22 protein-coding genes are annotated in these 21,387 nt (G+C 41.3%); all 22 read left to right on the top strand.

Annotation, left to right across the window (positions count from 1 at the left end):
• Nucleotides 1-105 precede the first annotated feature (105 nt).
• The 22 genes from secG to G6069_RS01535 all read left to right on the top strand — a co-directional run bounded on the left by secG (nt 106) and on the right by G6069_RS01535 (nt 21,337).
• Complete coding sequence (gene secG, locus G6069_RS01640) at nt 106-708, top strand: preprotein translocase subunit SecG (protein WP_197293166.1); 603 nt, start codon at nt 106-108, stop codon at nt 706-708.
• The gene (gene frr / locus G6069_RS01635; RefSeq protein WP_197293165.1) at nt 708-1,265 is read left to right on the top strand and encodes a ribosome recycling factor; all 558 of its coding nucleotides are present in this window, start codon (nt 708-710) and stop codon (nt 1,263-1,265) included. The genes secG and frr overlap by 1 nt, the downstream gene beginning before the upstream one ends.
• Nucleotides 1,266-1,268: 3 nt before the next feature.
• Nucleotides 1,269-1,874, top strand: coding sequence for an orotate phosphoribosyltransferase (pyrE, locus tag G6069_RS01630; RefSeq protein ID WP_079373442.1), 606 nt, complete (start codon nt 1,269-1,271; stop codon nt 1,872-1,874).
• Complete coding sequence (locus G6069_RS01625) at nt 1,864-2,328, top strand: RDD family protein (protein WP_197293164.1); 465 nt, start codon at nt 1,864-1,866, stop codon at nt 2,326-2,328. Before pyrE ends, G6069_RS01625 begins: the two co-directional genes overlap by 11 nt.
• Entirely contained in the window at nt 2,325-3,014 is a 690-nt protein-coding gene (locus G6069_RS01620) for an SIR2 family NAD-dependent protein deacylase (protein ID WP_097717029.1), read from the top strand. Before G6069_RS01625 ends, G6069_RS01620 begins: the two co-directional genes overlap by 4 nt.
• Nucleotides 3,015-3,115: 101 nt before the next feature.
• Nucleotides 3,116-3,517 (top strand): NAD(P)H-quinone oxidoreductase subunit 3, encoded by a 402-nt coding sequence (locus G6069_RS01615; protein ID WP_001183537.1) that lies wholly within the window; start codon nt 3,116-3,118, stop codon nt 3,515-3,517.
• Nucleotides 3,517-3,996: a NuoB/complex I 20 kDa subunit family protein gene (locus G6069_RS01610; protein WP_001183508.1), complete on the top strand. Its 480-nt coding sequence runs from the start codon at nt 3,517-3,519 to the stop codon at nt 3,994-3,996. The genes G6069_RS01615 and G6069_RS01610 overlap by 1 nt, the downstream gene beginning before the upstream one ends.
• Nucleotides 3,996-4,793, top strand: a complete 798-nt coding sequence (locus G6069_RS01605) for an NADH-quinone oxidoreductase subunit C (protein ID WP_164866218.1) — start codon at nt 3,996-3,998, stop codon at nt 4,791-4,793. Before G6069_RS01610 ends, G6069_RS01605 begins: the two co-directional genes overlap by 1 nt.
• A 1-nt stretch (nt 4,794) precedes the next feature.
• Nucleotides 4,795-6,024, top strand: a complete 1,230-nt coding sequence (gene nuoD / locus G6069_RS01600; protein ID WP_197293163.1) for an NADH dehydrogenase (quinone) subunit D — start codon at nt 4,795-4,797, stop codon at nt 6,022-6,024.
• Entirely contained in the window at nt 6,021-6,251 is a 231-nt protein-coding gene (locus G6069_RS01595) for an NADH-ubiquinone oxidoreductase subunit E family protein (RefSeq protein WP_000819168.1), read from the top strand. The genes nuoD and G6069_RS01595 overlap by 4 nt, the downstream gene beginning before the upstream one ends.
• A gap of 2 nt (nt 6,252-6,253) precedes the next feature.
• On the top strand, nt 6,254-7,234 hold the full coding sequence (locus G6069_RS01590) for a hypothetical protein (protein WP_197293183.1): 981 nt from the start codon (nt 6,254-6,256) through the stop codon (nt 7,232-7,234).
• Entirely contained in the window at nt 7,231-9,753 is a 2,523-nt protein-coding gene (locus tag G6069_RS01585; protein ID WP_197293162.1) for an NADH-quinone oxidoreductase subunit G, read from the top strand. The genes G6069_RS01590 and G6069_RS01585 overlap by 4 nt, the downstream gene beginning before the upstream one ends.
• Entirely contained in the window at nt 9,750-10,739 is a 990-nt protein-coding gene (gene nuoH, locus G6069_RS01580) for an NADH-quinone oxidoreductase subunit NuoH (protein ID WP_001277308.1), read from the top strand. Before G6069_RS01585 ends, nuoH begins: the two co-directional genes overlap by 4 nt.
• Nucleotides 10,740-10,749: 10 nt before the next feature.
• Entirely contained in the window at nt 10,750-11,412 is a 663-nt protein-coding gene (nuoI, locus tag G6069_RS01575; protein ID WP_197293161.1) for an NADH-quinone oxidoreductase subunit NuoI, read from the top strand.
• Entirely contained in the window at nt 11,405-11,953 is a 549-nt protein-coding gene (locus G6069_RS01570; protein ID WP_000464221.1) for an NADH-quinone oxidoreductase subunit J, read from the top strand. The genes nuoI and G6069_RS01570 overlap by 8 nt, the downstream gene beginning before the upstream one ends.
• A complete protein-coding gene (nuoK, locus tag G6069_RS01565) occupies nt 11,950-12,252 on the top strand; it encodes an NADH-quinone oxidoreductase subunit NuoK (RefSeq protein ID WP_000579758.1) in 303 nt (100 codons plus the stop codon). Before G6069_RS01570 ends, nuoK begins: the two co-directional genes overlap by 4 nt.
• Before the next feature lie 2 nt (nt 12,253-12,254).
• Nucleotides 12,255-14,093 carry an NADH-quinone oxidoreductase subunit L gene (gene nuoL / locus G6069_RS01560; RefSeq protein WP_197293160.1) on the top strand — a complete coding sequence of 613 codons (1,839 nt, stop codon included), beginning with the start codon at nt 12,255-12,257 and terminating at the stop codon, nt 14,091-14,093.
• 3 nt (nt 14,094-14,096) lie between these two features.
• Nucleotides 14,097-15,635, top strand: a complete 1,539-nt coding sequence (locus G6069_RS01555) for an NADH-quinone oxidoreductase subunit M (protein WP_197293159.1) — start codon at nt 14,097-14,099, stop codon at nt 15,633-15,635.
• Complete coding sequence (gene nuoN / locus G6069_RS01550; protein WP_197293158.1) at nt 15,622-17,100, top strand: NADH-quinone oxidoreductase subunit NuoN; 1,479 nt, start codon at nt 15,622-15,624, stop codon at nt 17,098-17,100. Before G6069_RS01555 ends, nuoN begins: the two co-directional genes overlap by 14 nt.
• Nucleotides 17,090-19,495 carry a DUF7494 domain-containing protein gene (locus tag G6069_RS01545; protein ID WP_197293157.1) on the top strand — a complete coding sequence of 802 codons (2,406 nt, stop codon included), beginning with the start codon at nt 17,090-17,092 and terminating at the stop codon, nt 19,493-19,495. Before nuoN ends, G6069_RS01545 begins: the two co-directional genes overlap by 11 nt.
• A 1-nt stretch (nt 19,496) precedes the next feature.
• Nucleotides 19,497-20,876: a phosphomannomutase/phosphoglucomutase gene (locus G6069_RS01540; protein WP_197293156.1), complete on the top strand. Its 1,380-nt coding sequence runs from the start codon at nt 19,497-19,499 to the stop codon at nt 20,874-20,876.
• A gap of 176 nt (nt 20,877-21,052) precedes the next feature.
• The gene (locus G6069_RS01535; protein ID WP_197293155.1) at nt 21,053-21,337 is read left to right on the top strand and encodes a hypothetical protein; all 285 of its coding nucleotides are present in this window, start codon (nt 21,053-21,055) and stop codon (nt 21,335-21,337) included.
• Nucleotides 21,338-21,387 lie beyond the last annotated feature (50 nt).

The following is a 21,387-nucleotide window of genomic DNA, read 5'->3' as shown; positions in this document are numbered from 1 at the left end:
CACTACCTTAAAATTAAAACTAAATTTTAGTGTATTCTTAGCAAATTTTAGGTAAGATTAAGCCTAATTTTTTCTAAATTTTAGGCATTTAAGGAATCAGTGTTTATGACAAGCGCTCTGTTAGGCTTACAAATTGTTTTAGCGGTATTGATTGTGGTGGTGGTTTTGTTGCAAAAAAGTTCTAGCATCGGCTTAGGGGCTTATAGCGGGAGCAACGATTCTTTATTTGGCGCTAAAGGGCCCGCAAGCTTTATGGCGAAATTAACCATGTTTTTAGGGCTGTTATTTGTCATTAACACCATCGCTTTGGGCTATTTTTACAACAAAGAATACGGCAAAAGCATTTTAGATGAAACCAAAACCAACAAAGATCTTTCACCCTTAGTCCCTGCCACCGGCACGCTCAACCCTACGCTTAATCCCACATTAAACCCTACGCTCAACCCTTTAGAGCAAGCCCCCACTAATCCTTTAATGCCAAAACAAACGCCTGACGAACTTCCTAAAGAGCCAGCCAAAGCACCCTCTGTTGAAAGCCCCAAACAGAACGAAAAAAATGAAAAAAATGATGCCAAAGAAAATGGTATAAAGGGTGTTGAAAAAACCAAAGAGAACGCCAAAACGCCCCCAACCACCACCCACCAAAAGCCTAAAACGCATGCGACACAAACCAACGCCCATACCAACCAAAAAAAGGATGAAAAATAATGTTACAAGCCATTTATAACGAAACCAAAGATCTAATGCAAAAAAGCGTTCAAGCTTTAAACAGGGATTTTTCCACTCTAAGGAGCGCGAAAGTTTCAGTCAATATTTTAGATCACATCAAAGTGGATTATTACGGCACGCCCACGGCATTAAATCAAGTCGGATCCGTGATGAGCTTGGATGCGACCACCATTCAAATCAGCCCATGGGAAAAAAACCTTCTCAAAGAAATTGAAAGATCCATTCAAGAAGCCAATATCGGCGTCAATCCTAATAACGACGGCGAAGCGATCAAGCTTTTTTTCCCACCCATGACAACCGAGCAAAGAAAACTCATCGCAAAAGACGCCAAAGCGATGGGCGAAAAGGCTAAAGTGGCTGTGAGGAATATCCGCCAAGACGCTAACAACAAGATAAAAAAATTAGAAAAAGACAAAGAAATCAGTGAAGATGAAAGCAAAAAAGCCCAAGAACAGATCCAAAAAATCACCGATGAAGCCATTAAAAAAATTGATGAAAGCGTGAAAAACAAAGAAGACGCGATCTTAAAGGTCTAAATCATGGATATTAAGGCATGTTATCAAAACGCTCAAGCGCTGTTAGAGGGGCATTTCTTGCTCAGCAGCGGGTTTCATTCCAATTATTATTTGCAATCCGCTAAAGTTTTAGAAGATCCCAAACTAGCCGAACAATTAGCCAAAGAATTAGCCAAACAAATCCAAGAAGCTCATTTGAATATTGAATGCGTATGCTCGCCGGCTATTGGGGGGATCTTGGCTGGGTATGAGCTTGCAAGGGCTTTGGGCGTGCGTTTTATTTTCACTGAAAGGGTGGATAATACCATGACATTAAGGCGTGGTTTTGAAGTCAAAAAAAATGAAAAGATTTTAGTGTGCGAAGACATCATCACCACGGGAAAATCCGCCATGGAATGCGCTAAAGTTTTAGAAGAAAAGGGCGCTCAAATCGTGGCTTTTGGCGCTTTAGCCAATCGGGGTATTTGCAAACGCACCCATTCTCATTTGAAAGCCCAAGAGGGCGCATGTTTGCCTAGCCATTTACCCCTTTTTGCTTTAGAAGATTTTGTTTTTGACATGCATAAGCCTAGTTCTTGCCCTTTATGCGCTAGTAGCGTTGCTATAAAGCCAGGAAGTCGTGGCAACTAAAAAAACCAAAAAAAATAAAACCCCAGAAAAAAAGCAAGCGTTAGAAAGCCCTTTAAAAGGGCTGTATCTCTCTTTACGCTTAAAGGCCTTCATCACCGATATTTTTATGATTTATACCCCCATGCTTTATATAATGACTTATGCGATTTTAGGGAGCGCGAAGGATTTTAGGGAAAACCAGAGCGCGATTTTTTTATGCCTGCTTTTTTACGCCCTAACGCACAGCTTTTTTATCGCTTTTAAATCCCAAAGCCCTGGCATGCGTTACGCTCAGTTTAAATTGGTCAAAAATAATGGTGAAGAAGTGGGCTTTTTTTTGGCGTTGTGGCGCTTTGTTTTGTGGGTGTTGAGCATGGGGTTACTTGTAGGATTTGTTGCGCCTTTTATTTTTAAGTTTTTTTTGCATGACAAACTCAGCGGCACTCATATTGAAATTATCAAGGAGGAAACATGAAAAATTTAGTGATCCTAAGCGGGGCTGGCATTTCAGCAGAAAGCGGGATTAAAACCTTTAGGGACGCTGATGGCTTGTGGGAAGGGCATGACATCATGGAAGTCGCTTCGCCTTATGGCTGGAAAAAGAACCCGCAAAAGGTGTTGGATTTTTACAACCAAAGGCGCCGACAGCTTTTTGAAGTCTATCCTAACAAGGCCCATAAGGCTTTAGCGGAATTGGAAAAACACTATCAAGTCCATATCATCACCCAAAATGTAGATGATTTGCATGAAAGGGCGGGTTCTTCTCGCATTTTGCACTTGCATGGGGAATTATTAAGCGTTCGCAGCGAAAAAGATCCTAATTTAATTTATAGGTGGGAAAAGGACTTGAATTTAGGCGACTTGGCCAAAGACAAATCGCAATTACGCCCTGATATTGTGTGGTTTGGCGAAGCGGTGCCTTTGCTTAAAGAAGCGATTTCTTTAGTCAAACAAGCACACCTTTTAATCATCATTGGCACTTCTTTGCAAGTCTATCCGGCCGCTAGCCTCTACACGCATGCACATAAAGACGCCCTCATTTATTACATTGACCCTAAAGCTAAAAACGCCCGTTTGCCCCAGAATGTCCAATGCATTAATGAAAGCGCGGTGCATGCCATGCAAGATTTAATGCCCAAACTCATAGAAATGGCCTCTTAAGAGATGTTAAAATAATTTTTATTTTTTCAGCTAACGATTAGCAAAAACATGGTTTAATTGGCTTCATCATTTGCGAATAATTAAAGGAGTTTGAGAGCCTGATGCAACAAGCCACAGAAGCATTGAATCACCCCTATTTTGGCGTTTTTGTTTTGTTGGTATTCACCTTTTGGGTGTTTAACTTAACCTTAAGGATTCAAAGGTTTTTAAGCCGTAAAATGGCTCAAAAAAAGGGCGAAAAGCTCAAGCTCGCTCCCTATGAATGCGGACCTGTGGCTCTCAAACAGCCTAATAGAGTGTCGCACCATTTCTATATCATGGCCATGCTTTTTATTTTATTTGATGTAGAAATCGTTTTCATGTTTCCTTGGGCGATTGATTTTAAAAAATTAGGTTTGTTTGGGCTCATTGAAATGCTAGGCTTTGTCTTCTTTTTAACCATTGGTTTTATTTACGCTTTAAAGCGAAACGCTTTGAGTTGGCAAAAATTAGAGGTGAAATAATGCAACAAGCACCGGTTGTTCTAAGCACTTTGGATAAATTATTGAATTGGGGGCGTTCTAATTCGCTCTGGCCCTTAACTTATGGCTTGGCGTGTTGCGCGATTGAGATGATGGCGACAGGGGGTTCAAGGTTTGATTTTGACCGGTTTGGCACGATTTTTAGAGCGAGCCCTAGGCAATCGGATGTGATGATCATCGCTGGCACGCTCACTAAAAAACATGCCGAGTTTATGCGCAGGCTCTATGATCAAATGCCTGAACCTAAATGGGTGATTTCTATGGGGAGTTGCGCTAACACGGGCGGGATGTTCAACACTTATGCGACCGTTCAAGGAGCAGACAGGATCGTTCCTGTGGATATTTACTTGCCCGGTTGTGCACCACGCCCAGAAACTTTACAATACGCTCTTATGGTTTTGCAAGATAAAATCAGACGCTCTAAAGCGATCAAACAAGACGCTCCCAAAAGGTTAGTGTGATGGTAAGAAAACAATCCCCCTATGAAGATGTGCAAAAACAATCGCGCCAGCATGACCCCTATAAAATCATAGAACCCACCCCTAAAAAATATTTAGAGGGCAGTGCTTATGAGGTCATTTACAACCATCTTTCTTACAAACATGAGGTTTTAGACAAATATATAGAGACTAACACGGCTGTGTTTTGGATCAAAAAAGACGATATTTTTTCTGTCGCTACGATTTTAAGGCATTTGGGTTATGAGTGCTTGAGTGAAATGAGCGCGATAGATTTGTGCGCTAAAAAAGGGTATTTTGAATTGTTTTATCAATTTGTGGGTTTTAGCGATAGTTGTAAGAACCGCCGTAGGGTACGCGTGAAATGCGTTCTGTTGCCTAATGAGAGCGTGGATTCTTTGAGCTTTTTATACCGCTCGGCTAATTGGAGCGAAAGGGAAGCGTATGATTTGCTTGGTATTGTGTTTGACAAACACCCCTATTTGAAACGTCTTATCATGCCGCATGATTGGGTAGGCCACCCCTTGTTGCGCTCTTACCCGCTCAAAGGCGATGAATTCGCCCAATGGTATGAAGTGGATAAAATTTTTGGCAAAGAATACCGAGAAGTGGTGGGCAAAGAGCAGAGAGACAGCGCGAGGGTGGATGAAAAAGACACTTTCAATTTCGCCAAAATTGGCTATGAGCAGGGCAAGGGTGAAGAATTAAAAGAAACAGAAGAAAAGCATGCGTTTAAGAAAATCCCTTTTGTCAAAGATTTGCACAAAATCGCCCCCACTATCTTAAAAAAGAGGCTATAAAATGGCTCAAAATTTCACGAAACTCAACCCTCAGTTTGAAAACATCGTTTTTGAACATGACGATAACCAAATGATTTTAAACTTTGGCCCTCAACACCCTAGTAGCCATGGGCAATTGCGCTTGATTTTGGAATTGGAGGGCGAAAAAATCATTAAGGCTACCCCTGAAATTGGCTACTTGCATAGAGGCTGTGAAAAATTAGGCGAAAACATGACCTATAACGAATACATGCCCACTACCGACAGACTGGATTACACTTCTTCTACCAGCAATAATTACGCTTACGCTTATGCGGTAGAGACCTTGCTCAATTTAGAAATCCCTCGTCGAGCGCAAGTGATCCGCACGATTTTACTAGAGCTTAACCGCATGATCTCACACATCTTTTTTATCAGCGTGCATGCTTTAGATGTGGGGGCGATGAGCGTGTTTTTGTATGCGTTTAAAACGAGAGAATACGGCTTGGATTTGATGGAGGATTATTGCGGGGCCAGGCTCACGCATAACGCTATAAGGATTGGGGGCGTGCCTTTGGATTTACCCCCTAATTGGTTAGAAGGCTTAAAAAAGTTTTTAGGCGAAATGAGGGAATGCAAAAAACTCATTCAAGGCTTATTGGATAAGAATCGTATTTGGCGGATGCGCTTGGAAAATGTGGGCGTTGTAACGCCAAAAATGGCGCAAAGTTGGGGCATGAGCGGTATCATGTTAAGAGGGACTGGGATCGCTTATGACATTAGGAAAGAAGAGCCTTATGAGCTTTATAAAGAGCTTGATTTTGATGTGCCGGTGGGCAATTATGGCGATAGTTATGATAGGTATTGTTTGTATATGTTAGAAATTGATGAAAGCATTCGCATCGTTGAACAGCTCATTCCTATGTATGCTAAAACCGATACGCCTATCATGGCTCAAAACCCGCATTATATTTCTGCCCCTAAAGAAGATATAATGACGCAAAACTACGCCTTGATGCAGCATTTTGTTTTAGTGGCTCAAGGCATGCGCCCGCCAATTGGGGAAGTGTATGCCCCCACAGAAAGCCCTAAAGGGGAATTAGGGTTTTTTATCCATTCAGAGGGCGAGCCTTACCCTCACAGGCTAAAAATCAGAGCCCCTAGCTTTTATCACATTGGGGCTTTAAGCGATATTTTAGTGGGGCAATATTTAGCGGATGCGGTAACCGTGATTGGCTCAACCAATGCGGTGTTTGGCGAGGTGGATAGATGAAACGCTTTGATTTACGTCCCTTAAAAGCAGGTATTTTTGAACGCTTAGAAGAATTGATTGAAAAAGAAATGCAACCTAATGAAGTCGCTATTTTCATGTTTGAAGTGGGGGATTTTTCTAACATCCCTAAAAGCGCTGAATTTATCCAATCTAAAGGGCATGAGCTCCTCAATTCTTTGCGTTTCAATCAAGCGGATTGGACGATTGTCGTGAGAAAAAAGGCTTGATTTTGAGCGGCTTTAACCCCCTAAATTCTCCCTTAAGCGCAAGCTCTTCAATTAGTTTGAAAGAAGCTTATTATTTAGAAAAATTATCTCTTCAAAAAGGGTTTAAGATCAATTACAAATTGAGCGAAGATAGCTTAAACCTTTTAGAAAAAAGCGATTTGTGCGTTTTGTTTGGGGGGTTTTCAAACGCTTGTTTGAATGAAAACGAACGATGGATTTTAGGAAGCATTAACCAATCAAAACGCCCCTACGCCCTATTAAGACCCTTACAAGATACAAAAGACTTGCAAGAAAATTGCCTTTTTGCGTCTTATGAAATCCACACGGAAGCGGCGATTTTGGCTTTGATTTTAAGGGGTATTTTAGAACAAACTTCCCAATTAAAAGGGCATGTTTTAGAAAAAATAGATGTGGGGTATTTAAGCTCTGAAGCGAACATGAGCGAAGAAGAATTGCAAGAGCTTATCGTGCTTATTGTTAAAGCGAAAAAAAGGGCGCTTGTTTTAAACAGAGAAATCACTAAGCATGCCAATAACGCCTTTTTATACACCCTTTTGAGCGGGTTGCAAAACTACCTAGAAATTTTACACATCCCTTGCTATGATTCAAGCGCAACGGCCGCTTTTTATGATTCTAAAGATCAAGAATGGTTGCTAGAAACAGCCCTAAAAGAGGGCGTTTTGCCTTTTGAATCAGAGCTTAAAGATTTAGAGTCTTTAGAACAAATCAGTGAGGCCAACGGATCGTTTGTCTATGTTTCTTATAAGAGCCTTGAAACCCCCAAATTATCTTTTTCCAAGCAATTTAAGATCGCTAACAAGATTAAGCATTCTAAAGCAAAGTTTCAAATCTTAAATCAAACGCTAGAATGCGAGTTAGAAGAAAGCCCTAATTTGAAGGGCTTGATTGCGATTTTAGAAGGGGCGTTTTTTGACACCTACCCTTATATCCCTATTTTATCCCACTCTCAAGGAATTTCATGATCACAATGAATATCAATGGCAAAACGATTGAATGCCAAGAGGGACAAAGCGTTTTAGAGGCCGCTAGGAGCGCTGGGATCTACATCCCTACCATTTGCTATTTAAGCGGTTGCTCGCCCACAGTCGCATGCAAAATGTGCATGGTTGAAATGGATGGCAAACGCATTTATAGCTGCAACACGAAAGCCAAAAATAACGCCACCATTCTCACTAACACCCCCACGCTCATGGATGAGAGAAAAAGCATCATGCAAACTTATGATGTCAACCACCCCCTAGAATGCGGCGTGTGCGATAAGAGCGGGGAGTGCGAATTGCAAGACATGACGCATTTAACCGGCGTGGAGCACCAACCCTATGCGGTGGCTGATGATTTTAAAGCGCTAGATTCATGGGCAAAAGCCTTGTATGATCCTAATTTGTGCATCATGTGCGAAAGGTGCGTAACCACTTGTAAGGACAATGTGGGCGAAAACAACCTTAAAGCCACTAAAGCCGACTTGCATGCTCCGGATAAATTTAAAGACAGCATGTCCAAAGACGCTTTTAGCGTGTGGAGTCGTAAGCAAAAAGGCATTATTTCTTTTGTGGGTAGCGTGCCTTGCTATGATTGCGGGGAATGCATTGCGGTATGCCCTGTGGGCGCTTTGAGTTATAAAGATTTCGCTTACACGGCTAACGCATGGGAATTAAAAAAGATCCATTCTACCTGTTCGCACTGTTCAGCCGGGTGTTTGATTTCTTATGATGTGCGCCATTTTGATACTCTAGGCGAAGAGTCTAAGATTTTTAGGGTGCTTAATGATTTTTACCATAACCCTATTTGTGGGGCAGGCCGGTTTGCTTTTGACGTGAGTTCTAGCCCTAAAGGCAGCGTTAATCTTAAAGAAGCTCAAAACGCCCTCAAAGAATGCGAAGCGGTGCGAATAGGTGGGGATATTACGAATGAAGAAGCGTTTTTGATAGAGCGTTTGAGGAAAGAGCTTGGTTTTAAAATCTACAATCAAGAAGCGTATCGTTTCCAGCAATTCTTAAAGGTATTGGGCGAGATTAAACGCCCCAGCGTTGAAGAGATTAAAACTTCTCATTTAGTCATTACGATTGGCTCTTCTATCAAAACAGAAAACCCTTTGGTGCGCTATGCCATCAATAACGCCCTCAAACTCAATAAAGCTTCTTTAATCGCTATGCACCCTATCAAAGATAACGCGCTAGCGAATTTGTGCCGAAGCTCTTTTTGCATCACCCATGAAGTGGGGGCTGAAGAAATCCTTTTAGGCATGCTTTTAAAAATGCTTAACATTGAAAGCGTGGCTCTAAAAAGCTTAGAAGATTCCAAGCAAAGCATTGTGGATGAAGTGGCTCTTAAAGCCTTAGAAGAAGAGCGAAAAAAGGCTTTAGAACAAGCCGAGCAAGGGTGCAGCATTGGAGAAAATAAAGAAGAAGATAAAACAGAAGCAGCTACCCCAAAAGAAGAAAATCAAGAAGAAAACAAGACAGAGGTTAAAGAAGAAAAAATTGAAGTCCCTACCAAAACCACTTACTTGTTGCTTGAAGAAGCGGGCATCAATTTAGAAACTTATGAAAAAATTCTGGCTCTTTTGCAAAAATCAAATAACACTTTGCTAGTGGTTGGCGAAGAAATCTATAGCCATAAACAAGCCCACAATATCGCTAAAATGTTGCGTTTGTTAGCCCAAAAAAGCGCTATTAAACTCATTCTTATCCCCCCAAGCGCCAACGCTTTAGGCATCGTTTCCCTTTGTGAATTGAGCGAAGAAGTTTTTGAACATGAAAAAATTGTAGGCATTCGCGCTCAAGGGGATTTCACTATCAATAGCGATGATAGGGTTTTTGGAAAAGACGCTGTCAGCAAAGTGGATTTTATTTTACCTAGCCTCAACCAGCTAGAAGGCACGATCACTAATATTGAAGGGCGTGTGTTGCCCTTAAAACCGGCTTTGAGGTTTGAAGGCTATGACTTGAGCGATATTATGCAAGGCTTTGACTTTGTGGAAGAAAACCTCACAGAATGCACCCACAAACTCCCTACAGAAGCGGGCTTTAAAGCCATAGAATTTGACCATCTAACCAACTATTTCACTAACGACAGAATCAATCACAGAGGCTATCTGCTAGGAACAAGCCCTTTTGAAAAGAGCGCTAAAGAATGCGAAACCACAGAATGCGAGCCTATCAAGCCTTTAAAAGAAAAAATCGCTTTCAACGCGTATTTAAAATACCCAGAAACGCAATTCAATAACGCTACCAATAAAAGCGAGAATTTGCAATTAAAAGCCGGTGTCTATGTGTCTAAAGCTTTCTTAAAAAAATTGAATAAAGAAGTGGGGCAAAGCATCACTTTATCTAAAGAAGAAGAGGAATTAACAGGCGTTTTGTATCTTGATGAAAGCTTGGATCAAGAGGTGTTTGTTATCTCGCCTTCTCTTTTGAAAAACCATTCTAGCTTTTTTAGAGAGGGCGTGTTTGATAGCGTGGATTTAAAGGAGCAAGCATGAGCGCTTATATCATTGAAACCTTGATTAAAATTTTGATTTTAGTCGCTGTTTTTTCGGCTTTAGGAGGCTTTGCCACTTATATTGAAAGGAAAGTGTTAGCCTACTTCCAACGCCGTTTAGGGCCTTGTTATGTGGGGCCTTTTGGGCTTTTGCAAGTCGCAGCAGATGGCATTAAGCTTTTCACCAAAGAAGACATTATCCCCCAAGGCGCGAACAAGTTCATTTTCACGCTAGCGCCCATTATTGCGATGGTGAGTGCGTTTGTGTCCATGGCACCTATCCCTTTTTTCCCTAATTTCACTCTGTTTGGCTATGAGATTAAGCCCCTTATTTCTGACATCAACATTGGCTTTTTGTTTTTCTTAGCCGTGGGTTCAGCAGGGATTTATGCGCCTATTTTAGCCGGGCTTGCCTCTAATAACAAGTACTCTTTAATTGGCTCCGCAAGAGCGACGATCCAACTGCTCAGCTTTGAAGTGGTCAGCACTTTAACCATTCTAGCCCCCTTAATGGTGGTAGGATCGCTCTCTTTAGTGGAAATCAATCATTACCAAAGCGGTGGGTTTTTAGACTGGCTTGTGTTTAAGCAGCCTCTAGCGTTTGTTTTGTTTTTGATCGCAAGCTATGCTGAATTGAATCGAACCCCCTTTGACTTGTTAGAGCATGAAGCCGAGATTGTAGCAGGGTATTGCACCGAATACAGCGGCTTGAAATGGGGCATGTTCTTTTTAGCGGAATACGCGCATTTATTCGCTTTTTCCTTTGTGATTTCTATTGTGTTTTTTGGCGGGTTTAACGCATGGGGCTTTATCCCTGGAGGCATAGCGATTTTGATTAAAGCGGGCTTTTTTGTCTTTTTATCCATGTGGGTTAGAGCGACTTACCCGCATGTGCGCCCAGACCAACTGATGGATATGTGCTGGAAAATCATGCTGCCTTTAGCGTTATTGAATATTGTGCTAACGGGCATTATCATTTTAATTTAAAGGAGGTTTTATGGCCAAACAAGAATACAAGCAACTTCCTAAACGATCCGAAGTCCATAGTGCGACCGAGCAATTTAAAGACACCATTAAAACGAGCTTGGGTTTGGATCTATTCAAAGGGTTAGGGCTTACGATCAAGGAATTTTTTAGCCCAAGCGTAACCATCCATTACCCTATGGAGCAACTCCCTTTAAGCCCTCGTTATCGAGCGGTGCATAATCTGCAACGGCTTTTAGACTCAGGCTCTGAAAGGTGTATAGGTTGTGGGCTGTGCGAAAAGATTTGCACGAGCAATTGCATAAGGATCATCACGCATAAGGGCGAAGACAACCGCAAAAAGATCGATTCTTACACGATCAATTTAGGGCGTTGCATTTATTGCGGGTTGTGCGCAGAGGTTTGCCCAGAATTAGCGATTGTTATGGGGAATCGGTTTGAAAACGCCAGCACCCAACGCTCCCAATACGGCTCTAAAAGCGAGTTCTTAACGAGCGAACAAGACGCTAAAAACTGCTCGCATGCCGAGTTTTTAGGCTTTGGTGCGGTAAGCCCTAATTACAATGAACGCATGCAAGCCACCCCTTTAGATTATGTCCAAGAGCCTTCAAAAGAAGAATCACAAGAAGAGACTCCAACAAGCTCAGAAAGCAATAAGGGAGATGAAAATGTTTGAAACCATTGCCTTTTATTTCTTTGCGATCCTTACTTTAAGCATGGCGTTAGTGGTGATCACCACCACGAATATCCTCTATGCCATTACCGCTCTTGCTAGCAGCATGGTTTTTATTTCCGCTTTTTTCTTTTTACTAGACGCTGAGTTTTTGGGCGTGGTGCAAATCACGGTGTATGTGGGGGCGGTCATTGTGATGTATGCGTTTGGCATGATGTTTTTCAACTCCGCTGCAGAAGTGGTTGAACGCAAGCAAAGCCCTAAAATCTTGTGCGTGCTTTCATTTGGCGTGGCAATATTACTCACCTTGATTTTAAGCGCTCCTAGCATTGGCGAAAACCTTTCTAAGCAAGTCAATTCCAACGCTATTGACGCGCAAATCCCTAACATTAAAGCCATTGGCTATGTGCTTTTTACCAATTACCTCATCCCTTTTGAAGCGGCGGCTTTAATGCTTTTAGTCGCTATGGTTGGAGGCATCGCTACAGGGATTCAAAAAATCCATGGGAAAAATCACACGCAATTTATAAAGGAATCTCTATGATAGGGTTAAACCACTATTTGATTGTTTCAGGGCTGCTCTTTTGCATTGGCTTAGCGGGCATGCTGAAACGCAAAAACATTCTGTTGCTCTTTTTTTCTACAGAAATCATGCTCAATGCGATCAATATCGGTTTTGTAGCGATCTCTAAATACACGCACAATTTAGACGGGCAGATGTTTGCGCTCTTTATTATCGCTATTGCCGCTAGTGAGGTGGCTATTGGTTTGGGCTTGGTGATTTTGTGGTTTAAGAAATTCAAAAGCCTAGATATTGATTCTTTAAACGCTATGAAAGGTTGAGCATGCAGTATTCTTCTTTGCTGTCAGTGGTGTTGTTTTTGCCCTTAATCGGCGCGCTTTATGCGGGGCTGTTTGGGGCTAAAGCTAAAGCGTTGCATGTGGGCGTTTTCAATTCTTTGTGCGTGCTGGTTTCTTTCATTGGTGCGGTGGTTCTTTTCATTCAAGCATGGCATCATCAAAGCTATGAAAAATACTTGTTTGATTGGATCGTGGTAGGGAATTTTAAAGTCGGCTTTTCTCTCATGCTGGATAATATCAATGCGGTCATGATTGTCGTGGTCACTTTAGTTTCTTTCTTAGTGCATGTGTATTCTATAGGCTATATGGAGCATGATATAGGGTTTAACCGCTATTTTTCCTACCTTAGCGGCTTTGTGTTTTCCATGCTGGTGTTGGTGTTGAGCGATAATTTTTTAGGGCTTTTCATTGGCTGGGAAGGGGTGGGGCTATGCTCTTACTTGCTCATTGGCTTTTGGTATCATAAAACAAGTGCGAACAACGCTTCTATTGAAGCCTTTGTGATGAATCGAATCACGGATTTAGGCATGCTCATGGGGATTATTTTGATCTTTTGGAATTTTGGCACTCTTCAGTATAAAGAAGTCTTTAGCATGCTCAATAACGCCGATTATTCCATGCTCTTTTGCATTAGCGTGTTTCTTTTCATTGGCGCTATGGGCAAGAGCGCACAATTCCCTATGCACACATGGTTAGCCAACGCTATGGAGGGGCCAACCCCTGTATCCGCTCTCATCCATGCAGCGACAATGGTAACCGCTGGGGTGTATCTGGTCATTAGAGCCAATCCCTTGTATAGCGCGGTGTTTGAAGTGGGTTATTTCATCGCATGTTTAGGGGCGTTTGTGGCTCTTTTTGGAGCGAGCATGGCTTTAGTCAATAAGGATTTAAAACGCATTGTGGCTTATTCCACGCTTTCTCAATTGGGTTATATGTTTGTAGCGGCCGGTCTTGGGGCTTATGCGATCGCACTTTTCCATCTCTTCACGCATGCGTTTTTCAAATCCCTCCTTTTCTTAGGATCAGGGAATGTCATGCATGCGATGGAAGACAATTTGGATATTACTAAAATGGGCGCTTTATACAAGCCTATGAAAATCACAGCGATCTTTATGATTATAGGATCGGTGGCTTTGTGCGGGATTTACCCTTTCGCAGGATACTTTTCCAAAGACAAAATTTTAGAAGTGGCTTTTGGGATGCACCACCACATTTTATGGTTTATACTTTTAATTGGGGCGATCTTTACCGCTTTTTATAGCTTCAGGCTCACCATGCTGGTGTTTTTTGCGCCCAAACAGCACGAAATCAACCACCCCCATGAAGCCAAAAATTTCATGCTTTTAAGCATGCTGCCGTTAGGGATTTTGGCGGTCATTGCCGGGTTTTTTGAAGAGCCGTTTTTTCATTTCATCTCTCAAGTGATCCCCAGCGTTGGAGAATATCCCGTCCCGCTCGCTCTTTTAATCAGTATCACCACCATAGTGGCGTTGTTAAGTATCGCCTATGCCATATTTAAATATAAAAATGGTATCACTTCCAAAAAAGAGGGGGGCTTTTTATACAAGCTCTTGCTCAACCAATACTATATCCCGCAACTCTATCAAGGGATTGCAAAAGTTTTTAGCGCCATCGCTTCATTCTTGCACCAGGTCGTGGAATTAAGGATCATTGATGCGATAGTGGATACTATAGGAAGAAGCGTTTTTGTCATAGGGCGTGTGTTTAGGGCTAGCCAAGATGGGAATTTAACTTCCATGCTGCGCTTCATGGTGGCTGGGGTTTTAATCTTGTTAGCGTTTGTAGCTTTTTTTGGGAGATAAGAAATGCAGTTTTTACATGCGCATCTTTTAAGCGTGGTGATCTTTTTCCCCATGCTGAGCGCGCTATTAGCGTTCTTTATGAGCGATCAAGCGAGTAGGGCGTATGCGATCGTCATCGCCTTGATTGAATTGTTATTAATCTTGTTGTTATGGCATGGGTTTGATATTCAAACAGCAGGCATGCAGTTTGAAGAAATGAAGGAATTAGCCTATCAAATTGGCGTGAATTACCATGTGGGCGTTGATGGCATCGCGCTCTTTTTATTGCTTTTAAACGCTATTGTGGTGTTATTGTCCGTGATTTATGTCAAAGAGCGTCGTAAAGACTTTGCGATTTGTTTGTTGTTGTTAGAGGGGATTTTAATGGGCGTGTTTTCTTCTCTCAATATGATCTTTTTCTACGCTTTTTGGGAAATCTCGCTCTTGCCGGTTTTATACCTCATTGGTCGTTTTGGCCGTAATAATAAAATCTATTCCGGCATGAAGTTTTTCCTCTACACCTTTTTAGCGTCATTGTGCATGCTTTTAGGCATTTTATACATTGGGTATTACTACGCTAGTAATTACGGCATGATGAGTTTTGATATTTTAGATTGGTATCAATTGAACTTTTCTAGCGGGGTTAAAACCTGGCTCTTTGTGGCTTTCTTAATAGGGATTGCGGTTAAAATCCCGCTCTTTCCCTTACACACATGGTTGCCTTATGCGTATTCTAACGCTCCTACTTTAGGCTCTGTCATGCTTTCGGCCTTGCTTTCTAAAATGGGGACTTACGCTTTATTACGCTTCTTGCTCCCGCTTTTTCCTGAACTTTCAGAAATCTATTTAACCCCTATAGCCATTGTGGCGCTATGCATGATCATTTATGGAGGTTTTCTAGCCTACGCTCAAAAAGATTTAAAAACTCTCATCGCTTATAGCTCGTTCTCGCACATGGGAGTCGTGGTGCTTGGGGTTTTTTCTTTCAATGTTGAGGGGGTTTCAGGGGCGGTGTTTATGATGTTTGCGCATGGTATTATCGTCATGGGATTATTTTTGCTCGCTGGTATCTTGGAAGAACGCGCCAGCAGTTTAGAAATCGCTCGCTTTGGATCGATCGCTAAAAGCGCTCCTGTTTTTGCCGCCTTTTTTATGATTGTTTTAATGGCGAACGTGGGCATGCCTTTAAGCATTGGTTTTGTGGGAGAGTTTTTAAGCTTGTTAGGGTTTTTTGCCACTTACCCTCTTTTGGCTATCATTGCCGGAACAAGCATCATTCTCTCAGCGGTTTACATGCTCACTTCATATAAAGATGTCTTCTTTGGCAATTTGAAAGCCGGGAACAATCAAATCAGCGTGTTTGAAGATTTAAACGCTCGTGAGGTAGGGGTTTTAAGTGCGATTTTAGCTTTGATTTTGATTTTAGGGATTTATCCTAAAATCCTTTTAAAACCGATTGAGCAAGGCTCTAAGCAGCTTTTAGAGGTGATAGAAATCCGCTCGCTCCCTTTTTTAGGTTCATTGGACACTAAGATAAAAGAGGTCTCTTATGTTAATAGATAGTCTCCATATCTCTTTTGATAGCTTTAATTTTGAGAGCATTTTGCCCATGCTGGTGTTGGTGTGTGGGGGGATTTTCACGCTCTTAATCAACGCTTTCACTTCTAGGTTTTCACGCAATTTGAATGTGTTTTTATGCATGCTCTTTTTGGTTTTGGATTTTTTGGTGGTTTTAGGGTTAGAAGAGCAAGAAAACGCCTTTTTTGGGTTTTTAAGCTTAGATGCGCTCTCGCTCATCTCTCAAAGCATTGTCTTGATCTCAGCCTTTTTTCTCATTTTCTTAGCCCTTTCAAAAGAGCGCTTCAACGAATTTCAGACCGCTGAGTTTTATTCTTTATACTTGTTTATTGTCGCTGGCTTTCAGTTCATGGTTTCAAGCAACCATTTGTTGTTAATCCTTATTGGGTTAGAGACAGCGTCCTTACCCCTTTGTGTGTTAATGGCGTTGAGCGATAAACGCTACGGCTTGGAAGCAGGGATCAAGTATTTCACTATGGGGGCGATGGCGAGCGCATTTTTTGCTATGGGGGCGATGGCTTTTTACTTGCTTACAGGGAGCTTGAATCTTGAAGTCATTACCCTATACTTGCACACTGAGGGCGTTACAAACCCCATGCTCTTTGCGATGGGCGCTATTTTTTTGATTGGAGCGATTGGCTTTAAGGTTTCTTTAGTGCCTTTCCATACCTGGATGCCTGATGTGTATGAGGGCAATAACCCAGTCTTTGCGAGCTATATTTCCATTGTGCCTAAAATCGCTGGCTTTGTGGTAGCGACTCGCCTTTTTGGGGCGTTTATAGACACCCGCATCGCTTGGGTAGAAGATATTTTTTATGTTTTGATTCTTATGACTATCACCATTCCTAATTTCATTGCTTTATGGCAAGAAGATGTCAAAAGAATGCTCGCTTACAGCTCCATTTCGCATTCTGGGTTCGCTTTAGCGTGCGTGTTTATCCACACTCAAGATAGCCAACAGGCGATGTTTGTTTATTGGTTCATGTTCGCCTTCACTTACATTGGGGCTTTTGGCCTTTTATGGCTCTTAAAAAGCCGGGAAAAAACATGGGATGAACGCTACGATCACCCCTATTCTAAATTCAACGGCCTTATCAAAACCCACCCTTTAGTGGCGATCTTGGGCGCTATTTTTGTTTTTGGGCTTGCAGGGATCCCGCCTTTTAGCGTGTTTTGGGGGAAATTTTTAGCCGTTGAAAGCGCTTTAGAGAGCAATCACATTCTTTTAGCGGTGGTGATGTTAGTTAATAGCGCGGTGGCTGCGTTTTATTATTTCCGTTGGCTCGTGGCGATGTTTTTCAATAAGCCCTTACAAACCCAAGGTTATGCTCAAAACGATATTTACACCCAAAACGCTACCATGCCCATTTATGCGGTCATTATTGCTATGGCGTTAGCGTGCTTGTTCTCTGTGTTTATGATGCGAGGGCTTTTAGAGTTTGTGGCTTAAGTCAAAAATCTTTCTTTTAATGGGTTTGCTCTCCCATTCGCTCAACGCCTTAAGCCTCACGCTCACGCAAGGCAAAGAAGGGGGGGAAGATTTTTCGGTTTTAACCTTACGACACAATAAGGCGTTTTCTTGTTTTTATACCAATGAAAAACCGCCAAGCGGGATTGAAGCCTCTCTATCCATTATACACGCTAAACGCCCCATAGAATGCGTGATAGACTCCATTCCTAAGGAGGGTTTTACCCCTTTAGAAAACGCTTTTTTCAATATCACCTATTCCATGCACCAACAACAATTCATTTTACACATCAAACCCAAAGTGATGCGAAGGCTCACCCTTTTTTCTTTTGACAGGGATTATAAAAAAGCGATCCCCCTTTTTGTGGAAAATGATCCTAAAGCCAAAATGTGGCAAATCATAGGCTATGATCAAAATATCCCTTTTTTGAGCGAAAAAGACAACGCTCAAAAAGGCTTGAATTTCCCCATTGTCATTAAAGACGCTCAAACCCCTATCATTCAAGAGCTAGATGTGAATAACAAACCCCTACTCACCACAAAGGGCTATGACTTAAACGCTTATTTAGAGGCTAAAAAACAAATGGATTCGCAAGCCTATTTTGATGCTTTACGCACGATCAGCCGCGCGTTTAAAAATTACCCTCAAACGATGTTTAAAAAAGACTTGTATTTATTGGAAATTATCGCATTAGGTAAATTAGGCATTAAAAAATCCTTACTCATAGATATTGGCACTAAGTGGATTAAAAATTACCCGACTGATCCTAATATCCCTGAAGCGCTATATTATGTCGCCAAAGCTTTAGATGAAAACAACAATTACAAACAAGCCATGCGTTATTACAAACGCATTCTTTTAGAATACAAAAACTCCCGCTACGCGCCCTTAGCCCAAATGCGTTTAGCCATTGAAGCGGCTGAAGGCTCTGATTTGAGCAACGCTAACATGCTTTTCAAAGAAGCTTTCTCTAACGCTAAAGACAAAGAGAGTGCGAGTGAAATCGCGCTTAATTGGGCTGAAGCAGAGATAAACTATCAAAATTTTAATAACGCTAAATACCTCATTGATAAGGTGGTTCAATCCAACCCTGATTATATTTCTCAACACAGCGAATCAGCCCTAGACTTGCTCAAGTTATTGAAAAAAAACCAGATGAATGCAAGCGCGATTGAGATCGCTCACTTGCTCCTTAATCAAGACGATGACTTGAAAGCTAAAGAGCAAGCGCTTTATGATTTAGGGGCGTTGTATGCAAGGATCAAGGATTTTAAGAACGCCCACCTTTACAACCTGCAATATTTGCAAGACCATGCGGAATTGGAGCGGGCTTCTGTCGTTAGAGCGCGCGATGAAAAAGCCCTTTTTTCCATGGAGGGGAACACGCAAGAAAAAATCGCCCACTACGATAAAATCATTCAAAATTTCCCTAATTCTAATGAAGCCCAAAAAGCTTTAGAGTTGAAAGCCCAACTCTTGTTTGAAAATAAGCGCTATGCTGAAGTTTTAGGCATGCAAAAAAATTTACCTAAAGATTCTCCTTTGATCCAAAAAACGCTCAATGTCCTTGCTAAAACCCCATTAGAGGATCATCGTTGCAAAGAAGCTTTAAAATACTTATCCCAAATCACCGCCTTTGAATTTAACCCCCAAGAAGAAATCCAAGCCTTTGATTGCTTGTATTTCGCATCGCTCAAAGAAAAAGCGCAAATTATTGCCCTAAACGCTTTAAAAGCGGCTAAAACCCCTAGCGAGAAATTGGTATGGCTTTATCGTTTGGGGCGCAATTACTACCGCTTAGGGGATTTTAAAAATTCCACTCTGGCTTCTAAAGACGCTTTGATTCTCGCTCAAAACTTGAATAAAAAAGAATTCTATGATATTGCTTTTGTTTTATTTTCAGATTACATGCAAAACAATGAAAAAGGATTGGCCCTCAATTTGTATGCGTTTTTAGAAAAGCATTTCAAAGACGATAAACGCATGGCGTTGGTTTATTTTAAATTATTAGAGAATGAAAAAGACCCTAAAAGCGTCAAAATTTATGCCACAAGCTTACTCAAACTCCAAGACGCTTATAAGGACTATTCTTACACGCCTTTTAGCGAATTTGCTCTCATTGATGCTTACAGGACCACCAAAGATTATTCAAAAGCGTTAGAAACGCTAGACAAACTCTTAAACCGCAGGCTTTCTTTAGAAGATCACCAAAAAGCCTTGTATTTACAATCTAGCTTACTGGATCTAACCCATCAAAAAGCAAAATCTAGAGCCAGTTTAGAAAAATGCGTTCAGTTAAAACAAAAAGATCAAACAAACGCATGGCAAAATTTATGCGAACAGGGTTTAAATTTATTCAAAAACAAGGAGTCATAACATGGACATTAGCATTTTTAGGGAATACGATATTAGAGGCATTTACCCCACCACTTTAGATGAGAAGGGGGCTTTTAGTATCGGCGTGGAGTTAGGGAAAATCATGCGAGAATGCGATAAAAGCGTGTTTGTAGGGCATGACGCCAGGGTGCATGGGCGCTTTTTGTTTGAAGCTTTGAGCGCGGGGCTGCAATCAAGCGGCTTGAAAGTGTATGATTTAGGGCTAATCCCCACACCGGTAGCGTATTTTGCGGCCTTTAATGAAATCAATGGTATTCAATGCCCTAATTCCATCATGATCACTGGCTCTCACAACCCCAAAGAATATAACGGCTTTAAAATCACGCTCAACCAAAACCCATTTTATGGCAAGGACATTCAAGCTTTAAAAGACACGCTTTTAAGCGCCAAGCATGAAATAAAACCCTTAAAAGAAACACCAGAGAAAGTCAATGCCCTAGAAGCGTATCAGCGCTATTTGATCAAGGACTTTAAGCATTTAAAAAATCTAAAATACAAAATCGCCCTAGATTTTGGCAATGGCGTGGGAGCGTTAGGGCTAGAGCCGATTTTAAAGGCTTTAAACATTGATTTTAGCAGCCTTTATAGCGATCCTGATGGGAATTTCCCTAACCACCACCCAGATCCTAGCGAAGCGAAAAACTTAAAAGATTTAGAAAAACACATGCAAGAAAACGCTATTTCTATAGGCTTTGCTTTTGATGGCGATGCGGATAGGATTGCGATGTTAAGCTCTCATCATATCTATGCGGGCGATGAATTAGCGATTTTATTCGCTAAACGCTTGCATGCTCAAGGTATCACCCCCTTTGTGATCGGCGAAGTCAAATGCTCTCAAGTGATGTATAACACGATTAATACCTTTGGCAAGACGCTCATGTATAAAACCGGGCATAGCAATTTAAAAATCAAACTCAAAGAAACCAACGCGCATTTTGCGGCTGAAATGAGCGGGCATATCTTTTTTAAAGAACGCTATTTTGGCTATGATGACGCCCTTTACGCATGTTTAAGGGCTTTGGAGTTATTGCTTGAACAAAGTCCAAGCGATTTGGAAAACACCATTAAAAACCTCCCCTATTCCTACACCACGCCTGAAGAAAAAATCGCCGTGAGCGAAGAAGAAAAATTTGAAATCATTCATAACCTGCAAAAAGCGCTTAAAAACCCGCCAAGTCATTTCCCTAAAATCAAAGAAATCATCAGCATTGATGGCGTGAGGGTGGTTTTTGAACATGGTTTTGGGCTTATTCGTGCAAGCAACACCACCCCCTATTTAGTCAGCCGTTTTGAAGGCAAGGATGAAGCAACGGCGTTAGAGTATAAAAGGGCGTTGCTTGGGTTATTAGAAAAACTTTAAAATAGAGCTTGGGATAATCTCATTTCTTATCCCTTACTCTTAAAAATATTAGATCAATTAAACAAATCGCTTTAAAACTACACATAAAATCATAAGATCTCAAATTTTTTGCACTATTTAAGCTAATCCTAAGCTTATTATAATGAAAAGTTTTAAATCAATCGTAAAGGATTTTTATGAATACAAAGGGCAAAAATAAAAATGCTTCTCATCTCACTCACGAAATGAAAAAGGAACACGGAGGTCTTGTAGAAGCAAGCAAAAAAGCTGAAATGCAACCAATCTTTAAAGCACTATGGAGTATAGCTCAAGAAGAAAAAGAAGGATATAAACAAGCGGCTGAAGGATATAAAAAGGCACTTGAAGCAAAAGAAAAGATGGATGAAATCGTAAATGCTTTAAAAACAATCAACCATGACAATAACATAATAGACATAGAACCCGAAGACGAAAAGGACTAAACAATCAATAGTTTTTTAGAAGTATTATAAAGAGCTTATGGCTTGGTATA

The sequence above is a fragment of the Helicobacter pylori genome, assembly GCF_017594925.1.
Lineage (GTDB): Bacteria > Campylobacterota > Campylobacteria > Campylobacterales > Helicobacteraceae > Helicobacter > Helicobacter pylori_DP.
Note: the sequence above shows the minus strand (reverse complement) of the source record. Positions and strands in the feature narration are given on the sequence as shown.

What these genes read in the sequence shown, in the direction of transcription:
- G6069_RS01535 (WP_197293155.1), top strand. Translation starts at nt 21,053, where the DNA reads ATGAATACAAAGGGCAAAAATAAAAATGCTTCTCATCTCACTCACGAA.
- G6069_RS01540 (WP_197293156.1), top strand. Translation starts at nt 19,497, where the DNA reads ATGGACATTAGCATTTTTAGGGAATACGATATTAGAGGCATTTACCCC.
- G6069_RS01570 (WP_000464221.1), top strand. Translation starts at nt 11,405, where the DNA reads ATGTTTGAAACCATTGCCTTTTATTTCTTTGCGATCCTTACTTTAAGC.
- G6069_RS01615 (WP_001183537.1), top strand. Translation starts at nt 3,116, where the DNA reads ATGCAACAAGCCACAGAAGCATTGAATCACCCCTATTTTGGCGTTTTT.
- nuoD (WP_197293163.1), top strand. Translation starts at nt 4,795, where the DNA reads ATGGCTCAAAATTTCACGAAACTCAACCCTCAGTTTGAAAACATCGTT.
- nuoI (WP_197293161.1), top strand. Translation starts at nt 10,750, where the DNA reads ATGGCCAAACAAGAATACAAGCAACTTCCTAAACGATCCGAAGTCCAT.
- frr (WP_197293165.1), top strand. Translation starts at nt 708, where the DNA reads ATGTTACAAGCCATTTATAACGAAACCAAAGATCTAATGCAAAAAAGC.
- nuoK (WP_000579758.1), top strand. Translation starts at nt 11,950, where the DNA reads ATGATAGGGTTAAACCACTATTTGATTGTTTCAGGGCTGCTCTTTTGC.
- nuoH (WP_001277308.1), top strand. Translation starts at nt 9,750, where the DNA reads ATGAGCGCTTATATCATTGAAACCTTGATTAAAATTTTGATTTTAGTC.
- G6069_RS01555 (WP_197293159.1), top strand. Translation starts at nt 14,097, where the DNA reads ATGCAGTTTTTACATGCGCATCTTTTAAGCGTGGTGATCTTTTTCCCC.
- G6069_RS01585 (WP_197293162.1), top strand. Translation starts at nt 7,231, where the DNA reads ATGATCACAATGAATATCAATGGCAAAACGATTGAATGCCAAGAGGGA.
- G6069_RS01610 (WP_001183508.1), top strand. Translation starts at nt 3,517, where the DNA reads ATGCAACAAGCACCGGTTGTTCTAAGCACTTTGGATAAATTATTGAAT.
- G6069_RS01620 (WP_097717029.1), top strand. Translation starts at nt 2,325, where the DNA reads ATGAAAAATTTAGTGATCCTAAGCGGGGCTGGCATTTCAGCAGAAAGC.
- G6069_RS01605 (WP_164866218.1), top strand. Translation starts at nt 3,996, where the DNA reads ATGGTAAGAAAACAATCCCCCTATGAAGATGTGCAAAAACAATCGCGC.
- G6069_RS01595 (WP_000819168.1), top strand. Translation starts at nt 6,021, where the DNA reads ATGAAACGCTTTGATTTACGTCCCTTAAAAGCAGGTATTTTTGAACGC.
- nuoL (WP_197293160.1), top strand. Translation starts at nt 12,255, where the DNA reads ATGCAGTATTCTTCTTTGCTGTCAGTGGTGTTGTTTTTGCCCTTAATC.
- pyrE (WP_079373442.1), top strand. Translation starts at nt 1,269, where the DNA reads ATGGATATTAAGGCATGTTATCAAAACGCTCAAGCGCTGTTAGAGGGG.
- nuoN (WP_197293158.1), top strand. Translation starts at nt 15,622, where the DNA reads ATGTTAATAGATAGTCTCCATATCTCTTTTGATAGCTTTAATTTTGAG.
- secG (WP_197293166.1), top strand. Translation starts at nt 106, where the DNA reads ATGACAAGCGCTCTGTTAGGCTTACAAATTGTTTTAGCGGTATTGATT.